This window comes from Patescibacteria group bacterium, assembly GCA_018819405.1.
GTDB lineage: Bacteria > Patescibacteriota > Patescibacteriia > UBA1558 > GWA2-36-10 > XYD1-37-29.
The window spans coordinates 257,464-276,395 of sequence record JAHJQF010000001.1 but is presented as its reverse complement, the minus strand read 5'-3'; the positions used below and the strand labels follow the sequence as shown (position 1 = coordinate 276,395).

Annotated in this window: 21 protein-coding genes, 5 tRNA genes and 2 rRNA genes; 21 read left to right on the top strand and 7 right to left on the bottom strand. The window is 38.1% G+C overall.

The window, feature by feature from the left end:
- The first annotated feature begins 106 nt into the window (after nucleotides 1-106).
- Nucleotides 107-631, top strand: coding sequence for a leucine-rich repeat domain-containing protein (locus tag KKH39_01415; GenBank protein ID MBU1202680.1), 525 nt, complete (start codon nucleotides 107-109; stop codon nucleotides 629-631).
- A gap of 40 nt (nucleotides 632-671) precedes the next feature.
- Here the strand turns inward: KKH39_01415 and KKH39_01410 are convergent, their stop codons facing one another.
- Both KKH39_01410 and KKH39_01405 read right to left on the bottom strand, forming a co-directional pair.
- Nucleotides 672-1,262, bottom strand: coding sequence for a hypothetical protein (locus KKH39_01410; protein MBU1202679.1), 591 nt, complete (start codon nucleotides 1,260-1,262; stop codon nucleotides 672-674).
- Nucleotides 1,263-1,371: 109 nt separating this feature from the next.
- Nucleotides 1,372-1,596: a hypothetical protein gene (locus tag KKH39_01405; GenBank protein ID MBU1202678.1), complete on the bottom strand. Its 225-nt coding sequence runs from the start codon at nucleotides 1,594-1,596 to the stop codon at nucleotides 1,372-1,374.
- A 245-nt stretch (nucleotides 1,597-1,841) separates the two neighbouring features.
- Between KKH39_01405 and KKH39_01400 the strand changes: the two genes are divergently transcribed.
- Both KKH39_01400 and KKH39_01395 read left to right on the top strand, forming a co-directional pair.
- Nucleotides 1,842-2,738, top strand: coding sequence for a glycosyltransferase (locus KKH39_01400; protein ID MBU1202677.1), 897 nt, complete (start codon nucleotides 1,842-1,844; stop codon nucleotides 2,736-2,738).
- Between the two features lie 68 nt (nucleotides 2,739-2,806).
- Nucleotides 2,807-3,100, top strand: a complete 294-nt coding sequence (locus KKH39_01395) for a hypothetical protein (protein ID MBU1202676.1) — start codon at nucleotides 2,807-2,809, stop codon at nucleotides 3,098-3,100.
- 87 nt (nucleotides 3,101-3,187) lie between these two features.
- Here the strand turns inward: KKH39_01395 and KKH39_01390 are convergent, their stop codons facing one another.
- On the bottom strand, nucleotides 3,188-3,466 hold the full coding sequence (locus KKH39_01390) for a hypothetical protein (GenBank protein MBU1202675.1): 279 nt from the start codon (nucleotides 3,464-3,466) through the stop codon (nucleotides 3,188-3,190).
- Between the two features lie 196 nt (nucleotides 3,467-3,662).
- Here KKH39_01390 and KKH39_01385 point away from each other — a divergent pair, with 196 nt between their 5' ends.
- The 18 genes from KKH39_01385 to KKH39_01300 all read left to right on the top strand — a co-directional run bounded on the left by KKH39_01385 (nucleotide 3,663) and on the right by KKH39_01300 (nucleotide 12,740).
- Nucleotides 3,663-4,190, top strand: a complete 528-nt coding sequence (locus KKH39_01385) for a cob(I)yrinic acid a,c-diamide adenosyltransferase (GenBank protein ID MBU1202674.1) — start codon at nucleotides 3,663-3,665, stop codon at nucleotides 4,188-4,190.
- 61 nt (nucleotides 4,191-4,251) lie between these two features.
- Nucleotides 4,252-4,692, top strand: coding sequence for a DUF4430 domain-containing protein (locus tag KKH39_01380; GenBank protein ID MBU1202673.1), 441 nt, complete (start codon nucleotides 4,252-4,254; stop codon nucleotides 4,690-4,692).
- A 27-nt stretch (nucleotides 4,693-4,719) separates the two neighbouring features.
- Nucleotides 4,720-5,244 carry a hypothetical protein gene (locus KKH39_01375; protein ID MBU1202672.1) on the top strand — a complete coding sequence of 175 codons (525 nt, stop codon included), beginning with the start codon at nucleotides 4,720-4,722 and terminating at the stop codon, nucleotides 5,242-5,244.
- Between the two features lie 267 nt (nucleotides 5,245-5,511).
- Entirely contained in the window at nucleotides 5,512-6,543 is a 1,032-nt protein-coding gene (locus KKH39_01370; GenBank protein ID MBU1202671.1) for a type IV pilus twitching motility protein PilT, read from the top strand.
- A 1-nt stretch (nucleotide 6,544) separates the two neighbouring features.
- Complete coding sequence (locus KKH39_01365) at nucleotides 6,545-7,501, top strand: cyclic nucleotide-binding domain-containing protein (GenBank protein MBU1202670.1); 957 nt, start codon at nucleotides 6,545-6,547, stop codon at nucleotides 7,499-7,501.
- A 67-nt stretch (nucleotides 7,502-7,568) separates the two neighbouring features.
- Nucleotides 7,569-7,644 (top strand) — tRNA-Arg (locus KKH39_01360).
- A gap of 112 nt (nucleotides 7,645-7,756) precedes the next feature.
- Nucleotides 7,757-8,023: a GIY-YIG nuclease family protein gene (locus KKH39_01355; protein MBU1202669.1), complete on the top strand. Its 267-nt coding sequence runs from the start codon at nucleotides 7,757-7,759 to the stop codon at nucleotides 8,021-8,023.
- Nucleotides 8,014-8,089 (top strand) — tRNA-Lys (locus KKH39_01350). The genes KKH39_01355 and KKH39_01350 overlap by 10 nt, the downstream gene beginning before the upstream one ends.
- Before the next feature lie 120 nt (nucleotides 8,090-8,209).
- Nucleotides 8,210-8,428, top strand: coding sequence for a hypothetical protein (locus KKH39_01345; GenBank protein ID MBU1202668.1), 219 nt, complete (start codon nucleotides 8,210-8,212; stop codon nucleotides 8,426-8,428).
- 96 nt (nucleotides 8,429-8,524) lie between these two features.
- Nucleotides 8,525-9,430 carry an RluA family pseudouridine synthase gene (locus KKH39_01340; protein ID MBU1202667.1) on the top strand — a complete coding sequence of 302 codons (906 nt, stop codon included), beginning with the start codon at nucleotides 8,525-8,527 and terminating at the stop codon, nucleotides 9,428-9,430.
- A gap of 56 nt (nucleotides 9,431-9,486) precedes the next feature.
- Nucleotides 9,487-10,092, top strand: coding sequence for a cytidylate kinase family protein (locus KKH39_01335; protein ID MBU1202666.1), 606 nt, complete (start codon nucleotides 9,487-9,489; stop codon nucleotides 10,090-10,092).
- 226 nt (nucleotides 10,093-10,318) lie between these two features.
- Nucleotides 10,319-10,711, top strand: coding sequence for a 50S ribosomal protein L19 (locus tag KKH39_01330; protein ID MBU1202665.1), 393 nt, complete (start codon nucleotides 10,319-10,321; stop codon nucleotides 10,709-10,711).
- 92 nt (nucleotides 10,712-10,803) lie between these two features.
- Nucleotides 10,804-10,893 (top strand) — tRNA-Leu (locus KKH39_01325).
- Between the two features lie 11 nt (nucleotides 10,894-10,904).
- Nucleotides 10,905-10,981, top strand: a tRNA-Ala gene (locus tag KKH39_01320).
- A gap of 164 nt (nucleotides 10,982-11,145) precedes the next feature.
- A tRNA-Val gene (locus KKH39_01315) sits at nucleotides 11,146-11,222 on the top strand.
- 86 nt (nucleotides 11,223-11,308) lie between these two features.
- On the top strand, nucleotides 11,309-12,040 hold the full coding sequence (locus KKH39_01310) for a sulfite exporter TauE/SafE family protein (GenBank protein ID MBU1202664.1): 732 nt from the start codon (nucleotides 11,309-11,311) through the stop codon (nucleotides 12,038-12,040).
- 193 nt (nucleotides 12,041-12,233) lie between these two features.
- A complete protein-coding gene (locus tag KKH39_01305) occupies nucleotides 12,234-12,497 on the top strand; it encodes a hypothetical protein (GenBank protein ID MBU1202663.1) in 264 nt (87 codons plus the stop codon).
- A gap of 57 nt (nucleotides 12,498-12,554) precedes the next feature.
- A complete protein-coding gene (locus tag KKH39_01300; GenBank protein ID MBU1202662.1) occupies nucleotides 12,555-12,740 on the top strand; it encodes a hypothetical protein in 186 nt (61 codons plus the stop codon).
- A 129-nt stretch (nucleotides 12,741-12,869) separates the two neighbouring features.
- Here the strand turns inward: KKH39_01300 and KKH39_01295 are convergent, their stop codons facing one another.
- The 4 genes from KKH39_01295 to KKH39_01280 form a co-directional block, all read right to left on the bottom strand.
- Nucleotides 12,870-14,135, bottom strand: coding sequence for an endonuclease Q family protein (locus KKH39_01295; GenBank protein MBU1202661.1), 1,266 nt, complete (start codon nucleotides 14,133-14,135; stop codon nucleotides 12,870-12,872).
- Between the two features lie 447 nt (nucleotides 14,136-14,582).
- Nucleotides 14,583-14,697 (bottom strand): 5S ribosomal RNA (gene rrf, locus KKH39_01290).
- A 209-nt stretch (nucleotides 14,698-14,906) separates the two neighbouring features.
- Nucleotides 14,907-18,021, bottom strand: a 23S ribosomal RNA gene (locus KKH39_01285).
- Between the two features lie 468 nt (nucleotides 18,022-18,489).
- A complete protein-coding gene (locus KKH39_01280) occupies nucleotides 18,490-18,768 on the bottom strand; it encodes a 3D domain-containing protein (protein ID MBU1202660.1) in 279 nt (92 codons plus the stop codon).
- Between the last annotated feature and the right edge of the window lie 164 nt (nucleotides 18,769-18,932).

The following is an 18,932-nucleotide window of genomic DNA, read 5'->3' as shown; positions in this document are numbered from 1 at the left end:
TACTAGCCAGGGGCAGCCCTCGTCGCCAAAAGCGACGAGGGCTCTTTCATTTACACAGTTAACTATATAGGCTACACTACAGGTATTATAAGTAAACAACAAATATATGAAAAATATAGCTTTTATAGTGCTTGTAACTGCTTTTTTGGTCACAGGATGCACTATCACAAAACCAGCTACCAATACCAACAATACTAATGAAAATACCAACACAAACAGCGAAGTAAACTCCGATACTAATGAAGTTGACATTGGCAACAACAATCTAAATCTAAGTAATCAGGGATTAGACAAAATACCAGAATATGTTTTTTCTCAGACAAAGTTGGAAAGCCTTAATGTTTCCGGCAATAATTTGACCGGCTCTATCCAGGCTGAGATAAGGCATTTGCAAAATCTACGTGTCCTCAATGCCAGCAACAATCAGATGACTGGCGTACCGGCCGAGATTGGTCAACTATCCAAACTAGAAATATTAGATTTATCCAACAATCAACTGACTGGCCTACCTAATGAATTGGCAAATTTAAAAAATCTAAAAGCACTCAATTTATCTGGTAATAATTATTCTCAACATGATCTAGACATAATCATTCAAGGTCTGCCAAAAGACATAACTATAATAAAATAAATTTAAAACCCGTAATCATACGGGTTTTAAAATATCTGTTTTAAAATAATTTTGGCCGACGAAATGCCCCAGATGATCCACCTAATGATCCGGAAGAGCTTGGTAAAGAAGACGATCCACCTTTATATGGGCTACTAGAGACATTAGCATTTTTGCCCTGCCCTGGGCTTAAAGTATTGAAACTTGGTGATCCATAGGGACTACTATTTTTAGTATCATTCTTACCAAAAGAACCTGGCTTATTTCCTGTCTGCAAGAAACTGGGTAATTCTCTTTCATACTTTCTTCTGGGGCTAATTTTTTTGGAAATAGTTTTTTTTACTTCAGGAGTTTTGTTTTCCGGTTTAGGAGGATTGGACCAGTGATCCAAAATATCCCTTACATATTTTTTATCCCGACTAGTAAGACTTTGATCCATTTTGAGTATCTCTTGATAATCCGATCTTCGACTACTACTGTCATAACTACCACGCCTTATAGCCGACTGCCTTTTTTTGGCAACCTCACTAAGAGCCTCTTGATTGTCACGCAAAGAACTTAAGTCCCCAAATCTGGTGCTGGATTTAAATCCTTTGTCCCAACGCTTGGAACTAAAGCCCTGACCTGTTGGTAAATCTTGTATTTTTCCCATATATATTGTTTTATTATTTATATAATAACACATAGCTTTTTCCTTGGCTAATGAAAAAACAAAGGCGTTCGAAAAATTCGAACGCCCTTTTGATTGACCAGCGCCAAGCCTAGGGCACGCCCATTTGCGAGGCCGTATCAATCTTGTAGCGAGAACTGACTTCCAGCTCACCGGAGGGCACATCGGCCCGGACGCCCAGGCTGGTAAGTTCTGAGTTCAGCTGATCCTTGGAGATATGAATCTGTTCGGCAGCTACCCCCACCGAGATAAGAGCTTTGGCCAAAGCTCCCAAATCATGGCTATCAGCTACCACAAAAAGACGTTTGACTGCCATTGGTCTTCCTCCACAAATTGAAAGAACAAAAAAACTGACCATCACCATGACGATCAGCTTGTTGTGTCTTTTTTGTCTAGCAAATTTAAAAACGGCAGAAGAAGCTAACCATCATAGTTAACTTCGGGGTCGGTTGTATTGTGAAGGCAAAATGTTTCATAAATTTTACTGTCTTTTTATATTAACATATTCAGAAAATATGTCAAAATTTACATCTTACTATATATAAGATAATATTATACTATATGAAAAACTGCTCAATAGTGCTATCTACTTTCAACCGACTGGCCTATCTCAAAAAATGTCTAGAGGCTTTGTTGGCTCAAGACTTTTCCGAATATGAAATTGTCATAGTTAATGACGGATCTACTGACGACACCAAAGAATTTTTGGACAGCTTATCTGATCCTAAAATAAAAATAATTCATCATAAAAAAAACTTGGGTTTAAGTGTAGCCAGAAATACTGGTATCAAAAACACCTATTATGACATAATAGCCTTTACTGATGATGACTGCCTACCGGAAAAAAATTGGTTGAGCCAATTGGTCGCTGGATTTGACAGTGAAAATGTCGGCCTGGTCATAGGACAAGTTTTTTATATTGACAAAAATTACAAGGGATATTTTCCTGAGCGCCTGGTTCAAAATATCAAGGCCCACTGGCCGATGGGTGCCAACGTTGCTTATCATAAAAAAGTTTTTGATACTTGCGGATATTTTGATCCTCAATTTTTCAAATATAATAATGAAGATTCGGAAATGGCTATTCGTACTGTCAGTTATGGTTTTGATTTTAAAAAACAACCCACGGCTGTCGTCTGTCATCAGGCAGATAATTGGACCACCAGATCACTTCTAAAATCTGCACACAACGGCTCGGTCTGGCCAATCCTAAAGAAAAAATACCCTAAAGATTATTTAATTTTTAAACCCCCTATAAAATTTGGACTGTTTGTAAATTATGTAGAATATTTTCATATTTTAATTTTTCCTATTATTATACCAATTTTATTTATTAGATATCTGGCTCACGGCAAAAGAGACTTAAAAATATTTTTTACCAAATGGCCTATTTATCTGCTACTCAAAAGATTTTATATTTATGAGGAGGCTATAAAAAATAAAATCCTAATGCTTTAATATTCTGTCAATTTTGCCAGAAAATTATAAATAAGCTAATATAAACATATAAAATTAATTAAAAAAAAATGGATAATAATGAACGCAAAAAAATAAAAGATTATTTAAACAGCCCTGATACTGACCTCTTAGAAATTATCTATGATCAATTTGACACTCCCAATGCTGACCTAGCTAAATGGATCCTCAATTATAGGCTGTATGAAAATATGGTGCGGCTCAACCAAAGTATTGAAAAAAATAATTCCGCCAACCAAAAATACCAGCGTTATATGTTTTGGCTGGCGTCTTTTATGTCTTTTATGACTCTGCTCAACCTATTATTTATAATGTTGAGCACTTGGATAAATATCCCTGCCTAAATTTTTGTAAAAAGAAAACCCACCTATGCCTCGTTGGCATGATCAGGTGGGTTTTTTGTCGGGGGAAGACACTGTCTGCATCCTCCTTTACTGAAAATGAGCCGGATTCCACTGGCACAGGTTCTTGTAGGCCAAAAAAATGGCCAAGACCATAAAGACAGTCAACAAGGACACTAGCAGGGAATAACGATTGAAAGGAATCTCTCTCTGGTATTTTTCCAGCCTCCAAATAAGCAAGGCTGGGGCAGCCAAGAGCAAAGAGATGAGCCTCTTCAGAAAGTGGTCAGGGACCAAGAGCAAGACGCTTATCTCCAAAACTATGACCAAGAGTGACCAAGCAACGGGGCTTTTTAAGACCCTATTCATTTTCACCAGCCTTTCTCGGGGGATGTGTTGGTATATCGGGGATTAAGGACTATCATCAGTGTCAGTTTGTTGCTGATTATCTTGCATTGCATTCCCTTTCATTTCAGGGTAAAATTGATGTACTTAAGCTAACTGAGTAGCTTTATTTTTATCTTATACCGCTACTTCATATATTGTCAACAAAATGGCTAAAAATATAGGAAAAATACATATATATACTGGCGATGGCAAGGGAAAAACCACCGCTTCTCTGGGGCTGGCTATACGAGCTATTGGCAATGGCTTAAAAGTCGGCATTATCTATTTTGATAAAGGCGGAGAATATTACAGCGAAAGAAAAATATTGGACAAATTGGAACCATATGGTCTAAAATACCAAGCTTTTGGCCTACCTCGTATGATGGGCAGCCGATTTCGTTTTGATAATATACCCGAAGATATAAATCAAGCCAAAGAAGCTATACAATGTGCCAAAGAGTGGATGACTATTAATTTAGATATGCTCATACTAGACGAAATAAACACTACAGTAAAAACTGAGCTTCTAGAATTAAATGACCTACTAAATCTAGTAAAACAAAAACCTAAACACTTGGAGCTTATTTTGACTGGACGCTATGCTCCAAATGAAATCATTGAACTAGCTGACTTGGTTAGTGAGATAAGAGCTGTCCGACATTACTCTGAAAAAGGCTTGGATGCTCGTCAGGGAATAGAATATTAATAATTTATTTTAACAGATAAAAGAATAAATAATATAAAATAATTAATAGACATTTAATATTATGACCGAAAAAAATCCGAAAAAAATTTTACAAATCCTTATACCTCTAATATTTGTTTTTGTTATTATTGTTTTGTGGCAAAAACAAGGCCCTCAATATTTTGCTGAGCCAAAAGAAACACCAAACACCAGAATCATAGTAGTCAAATTTGAATTTGACAATGAAGATGTTGTTCAGTTACAATATCCACACCGAAACCCCTCTGAAAGTCTCCTAGATATCGCCTCTAACATATCCGCTGAGCAGAACTGGGATTTTTCTTTTGAAGATTACGGCGAGATGGGCTATTTGGTCACCAAAATAAGAGATCATGAAAACGGCATTGACCAAAAATACTGGCAATACTTTGTAGACTTTGAGCAGCCACTCATATCTGCCGACAAATTCTTCCCCCAGCCAGGTCAACTTATAGAATGGAAATTTGAAAAATCTAGACTTTAAACAAATTACATTGAGCAAAGCCGAAATATGACAAAATCAAACTTTATTCTCATCGCCATAGTCAGCTTAATAGCCTTAGGAGCTAGGTTTATTCCGCATATACCAAATTTTTCACCACTGGCCAGCGCTGCTTTATTTGCCGGTGTATACGGTCGAGACAAAAAACTTTTATTTTTACCGTTAATTGCTTTATTTATCTCCGATATATTTATTGGTTTTTATGAAATAGGTGTTATGGCTTCTGTCTATCTTTCTATGCTACTGACCGGCTTTATTGGCATATTTATAAAAAAATATAAAAACACCCTCAATTTACTAAGCGGATCACTAGCCTCAGCCTTACTATTCTTCTTAATGACCAATGTGGCTGTTTGGTATTTTGGCTCTTGGTATAGCCATGATCTGGCTGGCCTGGCACTATGTCTGAATCTGGCTATTCCTTTTTTCAAAAGCACTCTAGCCAGCAATTTACTCTATAGCGGATTACTATTTGGAGTTTATGAAGCTTCACTACAACTGACAAAAAATAAAAAACTACTAAACAATCAATAATTTATTATATTAACAAAAGTGTCGAGCTTAGCTCGGCGCTTTTGTTACCCCGCACCAATCTTATTTTTAAAATTGGTGCGGGGTTTATTTTGTGCTATAATAAACCCAGTTAAACCTGTTTAGAAGCTTAGCTTCAACGGATTTAGAAATTCATCATCATAACAAAACAAAAGCAAATTATTTAAAAAGATAAAATAAGCCCCATTAAAAATTTGAATACTCTTACACTAACAAGATAAGTATAAATTAAAATTAATTTCTAACGAGATGAACATCAACGAACTATTTAAAATAGCCACTCAAAAAGGAGCTTCTGATTTGCATATTATAGTCGGCAAACCGCCAATACTCAGAATTGACGGGGAGTTAAAAATGATCCCCGAAAAAGCAGACATCACTCGAGACGCTGCCGAGGCTATGGTTTTTTCTATTTTGACAGAAAGACAAAAGAAAAAATTTATTGATGAGCGCGAACTTGATATTTCTTACGAAATTGCCAAATTCTCTCGCTATCGTGTCAACCTGCACTGGGAAAAAGACAACGTCGGTTTGGTGGCTCGTGTCATTTCCAATGATATACCAGTGCTTGAAGATCTAGGTATGCCGCCAATTGTCAACGAAATGATAGAAAAAAGTAGCGGCTTAGTACTAGTCACTGGTCCGACTGGTTGTGGTAAATCCACTACCCTAGCTGCTATGGTAGAAAAAATAAATCAACTTCGCTTTGCCAACATAATTACCTTGGAAGACCCAATTGAATTTATTCATAAACCAAAAAAAAGTATTATCAAACAAAGACAATTGGGCAATGATATGATTACTTTCCAAGATGCCTTGCGCCATGTCCTCAGACAAGACCCAAATGTTATTATGGTTGGTGAGGTCAGAGATCTAGAGACAATGAGCGCTACTATTACTTTGGCTGAAACCGGACATTTGGTGCTAGCCACATTACACACTCACAATGCCGCCCAAACTATTGACCGTATTATTGATGTCTTTCCACCTCATCAACAAGCTCAGGTCAGACTTCAATTATCTATATCTTTATCCTGTATTATATCTCAACAACTATTGCCTCGCGTAGGTGGTGGTCGAGTAGCTGCTCGTGAAATATTGGTCAATACTCCGGCTGTTGCCAACATCATCCGCGAAAACAAAATACCGCAGATAAAAAGCGTCATTCAAACCAGTGCGGAAGAGGGCATGTTTTCTATGGAGCAAAATATAAAAGATATACTTTCTCAAAATTTGATAGAAGAAGCTACCGCCTTAGCTTATCTAAATAACATAAATTAAAATGGCCAAATTTGATTTAGCCAGCGCTCCTCTTTTTAAAGATTTAGACAAAAATGAGCTTTCTTTGGTCAATAACTTTTTGGTAAGCAAAAAATACCAAGAAAATGCAATCCTTTTAAAAAAAGGCGAAATCAGAGATAAAATATTTATTATTACCAGCGGCTTGGTAGCTCTACAAGCTGAAGTAGAGGGTCACCAAACAATCGCCCTTTTTAAAGAAGGCGATGTAATGAGTGAAATGACTATTATTGAAAAAGAGGGCGTCCATCAATACAACTTGAGAGTAGTCAGTGAAGAGCTAGAAACCATGGAGCTACTAGCCCAAAGCTGGCCTAGTATTATTAAAAAATCCCCACAAATTGCTACCAAAATTTATAAAAACATCGCCCTTGATCTAAAAAATAAACTTAATCATTCCAACAACAAGTTGGTTACTTTATTTGCCAGCGGCAAGATAATCGGTGACTATGACAATTTAGAAAATATATCTGACTATCTTTTAAAAATTATTCTGAGAGTAATCCCTTCTGACAAAGCATTATTTATCACCTACTCCCCTGACATTACCAAAGCCCATGTTAGAAAAAACATTGGTTATACAAATATAAAAAATGATTTATATTTTGATATAAACTCTGACAACATATTAAAACAACTTATCAATGAACCTGATACTGCCATATTTTATCACAACACCTGGCCCAAAGGATCAGAAAACTCAATTTATAAATGCCAGCGGGTTATTATCACACCAATTCATATTAAAAAAAGAGTCTGTGGTTTTATCATATTGGGAAACAAAAAAAACGGTCGAGATTTTAGTGACAACAATAAAATACTACTAGAAGCTATCGCCACTCAAGTAGCTCCGGCAATTGAAGAAATATCTTTGGAAAAGATAAAATCCGCCCAAAAACAGGTAAAAGAAGTATATATTGATCCTTTTAACAAGTATTGATTTTTTTTGAATATTATGTTATTGTACTGTCTGCAGTAGCTTAAATAAGCTACTTTTTAAAATGTCGGCGGCTGTAGCTCAATGGATAGAGCACTTGGCTTCGGACCAAGGGGTTGTGGGTTCGACTCCTACCAGCCGCGCCACGTAAAATTCGCTACGCTCATCACGTGGCATGCCATATTATATTTTTGCCCTTATAGCTCAGTTGGTAGATCCGCCAACTGGCGGACTCTTAAGCAAAAAGCTTGATATTATATGTTCACTACTTACGTAATATATAATAAGGATAAAAACAAAATATACATTGGCCAAACCGCAAATTTAAAACAAAGATTGGATAGGCATAATGGTAAATTGCCAAATAAAACAAGCTCCTTTACTGCAAAAAATAAAGGCCAATGGTTATTAGTTCATAAAGAATTTTTTACAGAAAGAAAGCAAGCTATTAGTAGAGAAAGAGAATTAAAAAGTGCACGCGGAAGAAAGTTTATTAAAAATTTAATTATAAATAAGCCCTTATAGCTCAGTTGGTAGAGCAGTTGCCTCTTAAGCAAACGGTCCCAGGTTCGAGTCCTGGTGGGGGCACCATTAAAATAATCCCTTGTTGGGGATTGTTTTTTTATATTGTCGTTATTGACAAATTTTGCTAATATTGTTAATATCATTGATTCCCTCCAACTGTCCACCCTTTACCCGCGAGGAGAAAACATGAGTAAATTCAAAGCTGGCCATCGGGTCAAAATCAACATGGCAGCCGAAGCTGCCAGAGGTTTCATCAGCCGCCATCCGCGGTTGACCGGGCCCTTCCTGGTCAGGGGAACACACCCCAAGGGGGAAAACGACCAAGGACAGCTGGTCTGCATCCAGCTCTCCGAAGGTCCGGGCGACGTCGTCGTCGTCGAAGCCCAGATTCTCCAGCTGGCCTAATGGCCACCCACCTTCTTACAACGGAAGTGTCGAGGGCGGCTCGCAACTTGCGCGCCGCCCCTTTCTTTTTAATCAAAATTTTGTTAAATTATAGCTATGGAATTTATATATCAAGAAGAAGACAAACAACGTCTAGACAAATATTTGCCAGACAAACTAGATATCACTCGTAGCCAGATAAAGAAACTCATTTTATCTGGTCAAATTTTAGTAAATGACAAAGCTCCTACTGTCCATCACTGGCTCAAACCTGGAGACAAAATATTTTATCAGCCCAAAGAAGTAGAAGAAAAAAATGCAGAGTTTCCGGCTGAGCCAAAAATAGTTGACGAAAATAATGAATTTATTGTTTTGGAAAAACCAAGTAATATGCTCTCCCACCCCACAGACAAAGGAGAAATAAACACTATGGCTGACTGGGTCATGCAAAAATTTCCTCAGGCACAAAAAATAGGTGAAGACCCAAACAGGCCAAGTATTGTCCATCGTCTAGATAGAGAAGTATCCGGATTGATGGTTATCCCTCTGACTCAGGATAGTTTTGATAGCCTAAAAAGACAATTTGCCGATCGCACAGTCAGAAAAGAATACACTGCTTTAGTTCACGGCCAGCTTATAAATGACCAAGGAGAAATCAATCAACCCCTAGAGCGCGATAAAAAAACCGGCCTTATGAAAGTCCAGTCCGGCAAAGAAGCTGGAAAGATAGCCCTAACCACATATCAAATTATAAAAAGATTTGTAAATTATACTCTGGTAAAAGTCCAGATAAAAACCGGCCGCATGCATCAAATCCGTGCTCATTTTTATAGCATCGGCCATTCTATAGTCGGTGACAAATTGTATCAAACCAAAGACATCCGAAAAAAGAAAAAAGTTTTGGATCAGAGGATATTTCTTCATTGTACTTTTTTAAAATTCAAAGACCTAGAAGGTAACTGGCATGAATACAAATCTCCCCTGCCACATCTACTTGATCAATTTTTAAATAAGTTAAAATAATTCACCCCGTTAGAAATTCACAATTTTATACGGGTCCCACAAGAAAAAATATTATTATGCGAACTACTAAAATTTCTAACGGGGTAAACCCTATTATCACCATCTCTGGCACTCCGGGCAGTGGCAAAAGTACTGTCGCCAAAAATTTACTCAAAAAATACAAAGCTGAGCGTGTTTATGTAGGCGGTCTTTGGCGTGAAATAGCCACCGAAAAAAATATGACTTTAGAAGAGCTAAACGAATATGTAATCAATCACCCCAAAGCTGATATTGAAATGGACAAGAGAGCATCGAAAAAAGCCAGGGAACTAGCCAAAAAATCTATGGTCATAGTAGAAGGCCGAACTCAATTTATATTTTTACCTGAATCTATAAAATTATTTATCAAAGCGGACATCAATGAAACTGCCAAAAGAGTTTGGCAACAGCTAAAAAATGATAAACATAAAGAAAGACAAAACGAATCTCATATAAAATCTCTAGAGGAGATGATAACCAAACAAAAACATCGAAAAGCCCAGGATATTAAGAGATATAAAAAAGTATACAAAATAGACTATACTGACGAGAAAAACTACGATTTTGTACTGGATACCACCAAATTATCTATTGACCAAGCTGCCCAAAAAGTAGCTGATTTTATCAATAAAACAGTTAAATGAACCCATCAACCCAAGGGTTGACAAAATAGGTATTTTTAGCTAGAATAGACTAGTCATTTAAACAATAATGACTTTTTTTATCCTCCTTTGCCGATATTTTTTAAGCTAAATTGCTATTTTTATGGGCTCCGGAGGATTTCGCCCCCTAACTTTAAACAAAGAAGGATATTAACTAAAATAATTTTGGTTTGATATGGGGCTCAATAAGTAATATATATTAAATTTTATGGCCGAAGAACAATCAAAGACCCCGAGCAAAGACAAGGCTGAGGGGAAAAAATCAGAAAATAAAGTCAAAGAAAGCAAAGAATCTCTAGAAATCAAACCTGGCATGACTGTCAAAGTACACGAGACTATCCGCGAAAAAAATGCCAAAGGTGAAGAAAAAGAGAGAGTTCAAGTCTTTGAAGGCATTATAATAGCCAAAAAACACAATAAAGAACTCGGAGCTACTATTACTGTCCGCAAGGCTTCTGGTGGAATTGGTGTAGAAAAAATATTTCCTGTAAATTCACCACTAATTACCAACATAGAACCCATCAAACAAGCCCGAGTAAAACGTGCCAAATTGGGATATCTGAGGACACAAAAGAAAAGGCTCAAAGAAAATAAGTTGTAATAAGCGAGTCTGCCTCGTGGCGAGACTTAATTATAAATAAAGCTACTGTAGTTATTTACAGATTTAATAGTTGTGTTGTCTTTGATAAATTAGCGGGCGTGGTGGAATTGGTAGACACGCAAGGTTGAGGGCCTTGTCCTGGCTTTTTCGGGGTGGAGGTTCAAATCCTCTCGCCCGCACCATCATATAGCGCGGGCCCATAGCTCAGTTGGCTAGAGCGCCTGCTTTGCACGCAGGAGGTCAGGAGTTCGACTCTCCTTGGGTCCACCATACTGATAGAATAATAGATTAATAGTATAATAGGGTAATTGCATCAATTCAATTAATCTATTAGTCAATTATGCTATTATACAATTAGTTTAGGGCGCTTAGCTCCCACCTTCGTCCTCCGGACTTCGGACGGGCAAGCAGTTGGCTAGATAAATTATAAATACGGGTGGCTAGCTCAGTTGGTTAGAGCACTTCGTTTACACCGAAGGGGTCATAGGTTCGAATCCTTTGCCACCCACCATCAAAAAACCTATAATAAAATTTAGGCTTTTTTGTTTATAAAATTTTGTTAGTGCAGAAACTTTTTTGTTCTGTTATAATAAAGCTATGTCCAGTGAAATAATTATAGCCTTTACGATAACTTTTTTTGTGAGAATAATCAGCGCTACTACAGGCGGCGCTGGTCTTATTTTAATACCTACTTTGATATCTCTAGGTTTGACACCCTCTGTAGCTATCGCCACCAATAGATTTGGTGCCACAGGAAATGTATTATCTATAATAAGATTTCATCAAGATAAACAAGTAAAATGGTCTTTAGGAAAATTGCTAATTATACCTACCTTGATAGGTACAATTTTAGGAACCATCGTAGTAATAAATATTGATCAAAATTTATACCAAAAAATAATAGGTCTAGTAATAATCTTATCTCTGCCTTTTGTATTTTATAAAAAAAATATCGGTCTAAAAGAATTTGAAATATCTAAAACTAGGAAAAGAATTGGAATTTTATTAACAGTAGTGGCTAGTTTTATGGGCGGTGTATTTGCTTCTTCTGGTTTATGGTTTACTTATCTTTTTTTATTTTTTGGTCTAACAATGCTACAAACAGCTGGTACTAGAAAATTTTTAGGTACCATCATTGCTAGTGTTTCGGTCGTAATGCTTATCTTTGCCAATTTAATCAATTGGCCGATTGCCATAGCTGTTCTAATCGCTAGCTTACTAGGTGGTTGGGTAGGAGCTGATTTAGGCATAAAAGCTGGTAATCTTTGGGTAAAAAGAATATTTATAACTGCCGTAGTGTTGATGGCTTTAAAAATAATATTATTTTAAACATAAATGTCACATTGACAATTCTAGGTGCTTGCATCTTTTACCTTGGCTGGCGTAAAATTTTTCCGCTGGCCTCTTTTTTATTTTTAAAAAATTCGATTAATTAAAAAAAATAAAAAATTGTGTAAAAACTATTCTCAGTTTTTTAAAAATGTGGTATAATAAAAGATGTAAAAAATTTAAAAAGTTATTTATGACATTTGGAAATTTTATTTTAGGATTATTGATTGCTGTTGTAGGATTTATAATTGTCTGGCAATCTAATTGGTTGATGATAAATTTTGGAAGAATTGGCTGGGCAGAACAACACTTGGGCACCGAAGGAGGATCACGATTGTTCTACAAAATTATTGGAGCAATAATCATTATCACAGGCTTTATGTGGGCCACAGATCTAACTGGCATATTTGTCCGTTGGGTAGCCACCGCTATTTTTGGCGCTCAGTTAGATACATAAAATCAAAATAAAAGTCGTTAAAACAAAAATATAAAAAAAGAAAGGAGGTGAAGTAAAGTGAAAAAGAAAACTACTAAGAAAAAAGTAGCCAAAAAGACTACTAAAAAGAGAGTAGCTAAGAAAACTACTAAGAAAAAAGTAGCCAAAAAGACTACTAAAAAGAGAGTAGCTAAGAAAACTACTAAGAAAAAAGTAGCCAAAAAGACTACTAAAAAGAGAAAAACTGCTAGAAGAAAAAAATAGTTTTTCCATAAAACAAAAATGAAAACCCCTTTACATCCAGTGGAGTATGGGGGTTTTTGTATTACTATTCATTACGAGCAAAGCACGGAAATCTAAAACATTTTAGATTGCTTCTCCTCGCAATGACAATCAAAATAGCGCCGTCTGTTTATTATTTTTAGCTGACTGTTTTTCTTCTTCAGAAAAAACTTCTATAGTGCCATACTGCCCATCAAATCCTGGATTAAGTTTTATTTTGTTTTGTCGCATTCTGATTATACCTTGCGCCAAATTTTCCGGCATTATTTTTTTTAACTCACTAAAATCCAAATCAAGTAAAACTTTAAATTCATTGCCGGCCTGACCAATAATATCTAAAAATAAATTTTGCACCCTTTTACTGGATCTACCCATACCAAAATAATCTGCTATAAGACTTGGTAATGGCACAATACTTTTATAAGGTATATGTTTTGATTTATTTATTTTGTCCTTTGCTATATCTGACAAATCTTCAATCTGACTGACTACACCGATAGTCAAAGATTTTTTACACTTTGGACAAATACCTTTTAATTTTTTTGTTGCCTCAGGCGAAGAAACAAAACCACACTCACGATGCCCATCATAATGATACATACCCTCTTCTGGGAAAAATTCTATAGTATAGAGAAATCTTTTTTTGTCTTTAGTAGCAATGATGTCTATTATTTCATCATAAGTATTATATGTGAGATTCATGACATTAGCTTCACGCCCAATTTGCGGTCCGCTATGAGCATCCGAGTTGGAAACTAAAGTTATATTATCAAGCTCCGATAAACGCCAATTCATAATCGGATCTGATGACAGGCCTGTTTCAATAGCTCTAATGTGCGGTGTTAATTCTTCAAAACATTCCTTCAAATTATCAAAACCACTTTTAGAACCAAAGACCGCAAACCAAGGAGTCCAAACGTGAGCCGGTATCATCATCGCTCTTTTATCTGTATCCAACATTATCTGCAAAATCTCTTTGGCGCTCATGCCCAGTATTGGCCGACCATCAGAAGCCAATTTTGCACCTCTGTCTGCCAAAGATTTATTAAATTTTTTGGCTGAGGCCAAGCTAGGCATCAAAATACAGAGATGAACCCGCCTAGTTTTGCCACCTTGGCTATATATACATGAAACTTCAGTAGATATTATAAACCTAACCTTCGAGGTTGAATTCTTTAATTTATATAACCCACTATTATTATCCTCCTCTAGATTGTTTTGCAAATTTTTAAACCATTGAGGATGAGTAAAATCAGCGCAAGATATAATATCTACGCCTTTTATTTCTGACCATTTGACCATCTCCTCCAGATCAAAAGTCTTGGAAGTAGCCCTAGCATATTTGGAATGTATATGAAAATCAATTATTTTTTGCATGAAGTTATCTTAGCAAAATTATAAGTTGACGTCCACACAAATAAATAATAAACTAAAAAAGGCCATGCAGCTAATGAAAGGGGGTACGAATGAAAAAACTCATGTGTGATATGGCCACCTAAATCCCGTCTTCCGTAGGGGTGCTTCTCTTCTCGTGTAAATGCGAGATAGTCGGCAAACAAGGCAGATCCAAGCGGGTATCTCAGCCTTCCGGCAACAGGGCTTTCGTTGTTGTTCACCCTGCTTTGAGAAGACTCGAGCCACCCCTTTAAGGGGTTAACAACAAGAGTTGACCTCGCAGGTCAATTCAGCTATGTAGACTAGCTCGGGAAAAGGGAACCTAAAGAATCCCAGTCTACACTGGGGCGACACCGTTGTCGCCCCGCTTTTTTATAAAAAAACTTGAACAAACAAAAAACAACACCTATTTTATAGAAAAGAGCATAGTTCTCGCGACTGCCTACTCTCGCAGGAGTCAAGTCCTACTACCATCAGCGCTGGATTGCTTAACTACTGAGTTCGGGATGGGATCAGGTGTAACCAATCCGCTAATGCCACGAGAACTATACTCTCTTCTTAGGTATTGTTTTATGCAAACTGTTTTAAGGGAGTGATAAAAATTACCAGTCCCAAAAACAATATCAGGATCAGGAACATCAAGATTATCTTGATCATTCCTGCCCGCTGCGCACTCGCTTTAGCGAGGCGAGCATGTTTATCAATGTTCATGAGCTTTATATATCTTAAGCCACAAAAACTTCCAAAATTTTTAATGGTTGCTATCGATTTATTAGTACTCCTCTGCTAAATACATTACTGTAATTACACATAGAGCCTATCAACCTGATCGTCTATCAGGAATCTATAGTGAATTCTAATCTTAGGGACGGCTTCGCGCTTATATGCTTTCAGCGCTTATCCAAACCGAACGTAGCTACCCAGCGATGACCTTGGTAGGACAACTGGTACACTAGAGGTTCGTTCATCTCGGTCCTCTCGTACTAGAGATGAGACCCTTCAAAATTCAACGCCCATAGCGGATAGGAGACCGAACTGTCTCACGACGTTCTGAACCCAGCTCGCGTACCGCTTTAATTGGCGAACAGCCAAACCCTTGGGACCTTCTCCAGCCCCAGGATGCGATGAGCCGACATCGAGGTGCCAAACCAGGTCGTCGATATGGACTCTTGGACCTGATCAGCCTGTTATCCCCGGAGTAACTTTTATCCGTTGAGCTTCCGCCGTCCTATATCGTACGGTCGGATCACTAACTTCTGCTTTCGCAACTGCTCGAGTTGTAGCTCTTGCAGTAAAGCTGGCTTATGCGTTTGCACGACGACTCCTATTTCCATCAGGAGCTAGCCAACCTTTGTAAACGCCTCCGTTACATTTTGGGAGGCAACCGCCCCAGTTAAACTACCCATCAGATACTGTCCTTGCTCCGGATTCACGGAGCTAAGTTAGATTTAGAATTACACAAAGGTGGTATCTCACCGGCGACTCCACTAGAACTGATGTCCTAGCTTCAAAGTCTCCCACCTATACTGAATAAGTATAGCCCTAAACCAATACCAAATTGTAGTAAAGCTTCACGGGGTCTTTTCGTCCAGCTACGGGTAACGAGCATCTTTACTCGTCTTGCAATTTCGCCGAGTCCTTCCTTGAGACAGTCTCCAAATCGTTATGCCATTCGTGCAGGTCGGAACTTACCCGACAAGGAATTTCGCTACCTTAGGACCGTTATAGTTACGGCCGGCGTTCATCCGCGCTTCAGTTCTCCCCGGGAAGGGATCCCCTTAACGTTCGGACACTGGCCAGGCATCAGCCCCTATACATCAGCTTGCGCTTTAGCAGGGACCTGTGTTTTTGGTAAACAGTCGCTTGGAGTCTTTCGCTGCGGCCCAGCTTGCGCTGGGCAGGCCTTATCCCTAGGTTACGGCCGCTATTTTGCCGAGTTCCTAAAGGAAGGTTCTCTCGTACACCTGAGGATACTCTCCTCACCCACCTGTGTCGGTTTACGGTACAGATACTACTGTCTTAGCTCTAGAGGCTTTTCTTGGTGACCTTTTAACTCAGATTGACTTTGGTCGGGTGACCGTAGTCTTCCAACTGATCAAACTTTTATGTGCCCGGATTTGCCTGAAGCACAAGTCTTTACAGCCGACGCTCATAACCGAATAGCGCCTGAGTATCCAAATCACGTCCCCCCATCGAAATACAGCAGTAGGGCAGGAATATTAACCTGCTCTTCCATCGACTACGCCTTTCGGCCTCGCCTTAGGATTGCCTAACCCTGGGTCGATTCACGTTGCCCAGGAAACCTCGGGTTTGCGGTGTCGGGGATTCTCGCCCCGATTTTTGCTACTCATGCCAACATTCTCACTTCTATGCGCTCCACAGCTCCTTTCGGTACTGCTTCAACACCCATAGAACGCTCCTCTACCACGTGTCTCGCCAAAGGCGGACACATCCCAAACTTCGGTACCAAGTTTAGCCCCGTTAAATTTTCGGCGCGAAGTAACTTGACTAGTGAGCTATTACGCTATCTTTAAAGGATGGCTGCTTCTAAGCCAACCTCCTAGTTGTATAAGTTACAACACCACCTTTTACACTTAACTTGGATTTAGGGACCTTAGTTATGGGTCTGGGCTGTTTCCCTTTTGACCAATGAAGCTTAGCCCCCATGGTCTGACTCCCATAGTATACGTAATGGCATTCGGAGTTTGATTGGAATGGGTATGGACGCAATGCCACCCCACTCCATCCAGTGCTCTACCACCAAAACTTAAACTACAAGGCTAGTCCAAAAACTATTTCGAGGAGAACCAGCTATTGCCGAGTTCGATTGGAATTTCTCCTCTTACCACAGCTCATCCCCTAGTGTTGCACGGCTAGTGGGTTCGGGCCTCCACGAAGTGTTACCTTCGCTTCACCCTGGCCATGGTAAGCTCACTCGGTTTCGGGTCTAGTACATGCAGCCTACAAATTTTATACCCTCCGCCCTAAGGCGGAAAATATAAAATTTGTTACGGACTATTAATCCTCGCTTTCACTTTACCTTCCTCCCAAAGGAGTTAAATAAGCTACATGTAACTAACTCGTTGGCTCATTCTTCAATAGGCACGCCGTTACCCGTTCATACCCGAAGATATGCATAGGGCTTCGACTCCTTGTAAGTATATGGTTTCAGATACTATTTCATCCCCCTTCCGGGGTGCTTTTCACCTTTCCCTCACGGTACTAGTTCACTATCGATCATCAAAAGTATTTAGCCTTAGCGCATAGTGACGCTAGATTCCCACAAGGTTTCACCGGCCTCGTGGTACTTAAGAAAATTATTGGCATACTATTTTTTGCTTTTCGTCTACAGGGCTATCACCTTCTTTGGCCAGTCTTTCCAAACTGTTCGACTAAACATAAATAATTATGCTCTGAGTCCGTAAGTCTCAGAATAATAACTTCTTGCAACCCCATAGCTAGCATTAAGCTTACGACTATTTCACTATCTCTCATCTATACCCGAAGGCATAAACTCAAAATAACTTATCTAATCTATGGTTTAGGCTTTTCCCGTTTCGCTCGCCACTACTCAGGGAATCGAGATACTAATAGAAATCAGTGACAAACGAGTTGTCAACGATTTCTATCAGTACATTAATTCTTTCTATTCCTCCAGCTACTAAGATGTTTCAATTCGCTGGGTCTTCTCCTACTAGCCTATGTATTCAGCTAGTGGTTTCTGTGCTTTTCACAGAAGGGTTTCCCCATTCGGAAATCTCCGGATCAGAAGTTGCTTATCACCTCCCCGAAGCTTATCGCAGATTGCTACGTCCTTCATCGTCTTTTGATGTCTAGGCATCCACCATATACCCTTATTTAGCAACCATCAAAAATTTTGAAAACTTTTGATGGATTTTTTCTCTTTTTATGGATACGAGATATATTTTCTTATAAAGATGCTCATAAACATTTGTTGATATTTATGATATTGTTTATTCAATTTTCAATGTCCAATTGCCTTAACCGGCAATAAGTAGCTTTTTAAAAAAGTCGCGTAAGCCTACTTATTTAAAAAACTACTTACTATCGATTAATTTTAAGGTGCTAAAAAATCCGCAGTTAGCGGACTTTACGCAAACGTAAATTGATTGCCCAAAATCCTTTTATCTATTGAATTTAAGTTTAACTATCATTTACTATTTTGCTAATAATTTCGTTTAATTTTTTACAGCACGCGTATTATATACTAAAAATAAATACTTGTCAAATACCAGGCCCCTGTCTCCTAGGCACTTCTCCCCCTAAATCAGGGGGAGAAGCAAGGATGGTAATATTTCTCTAATTTTAGGTAAAATTATAAAATCTCCATTTTTAAGAATTTGGCACCAAAATTAATAGCTTCAGATTTTTCGGCCATCCAAATATCCATATGATAATAATATCGGGAATTCATGCGGTCTTCTACTACAAATTCTTTATCACCATATTTATCAGGAAAACGAACAATTGTGCCTTTTGGCAAGAAATTGGTGGCTACAATACCGTCTCTAACATGAGTACCAAAAGCAGTAATAAAAGGAGTATCGTCAGTCTGGCCAGGTTCAGAATTATAAGCTGTAACTACGATATACATAGTCTTTCTGGCTGACCTTAGCGGAATTTCTGGCAAAGTAGGACCATTATAATAGGCTCTGATGCTTTGATTAGGAATTGGCCCAACTGGTTGATTATTTATAAAATCTTCAGAAAAAGCTAACTCTGGAAAACCAAATACCAGTAAAAATACCAGTAAAAATA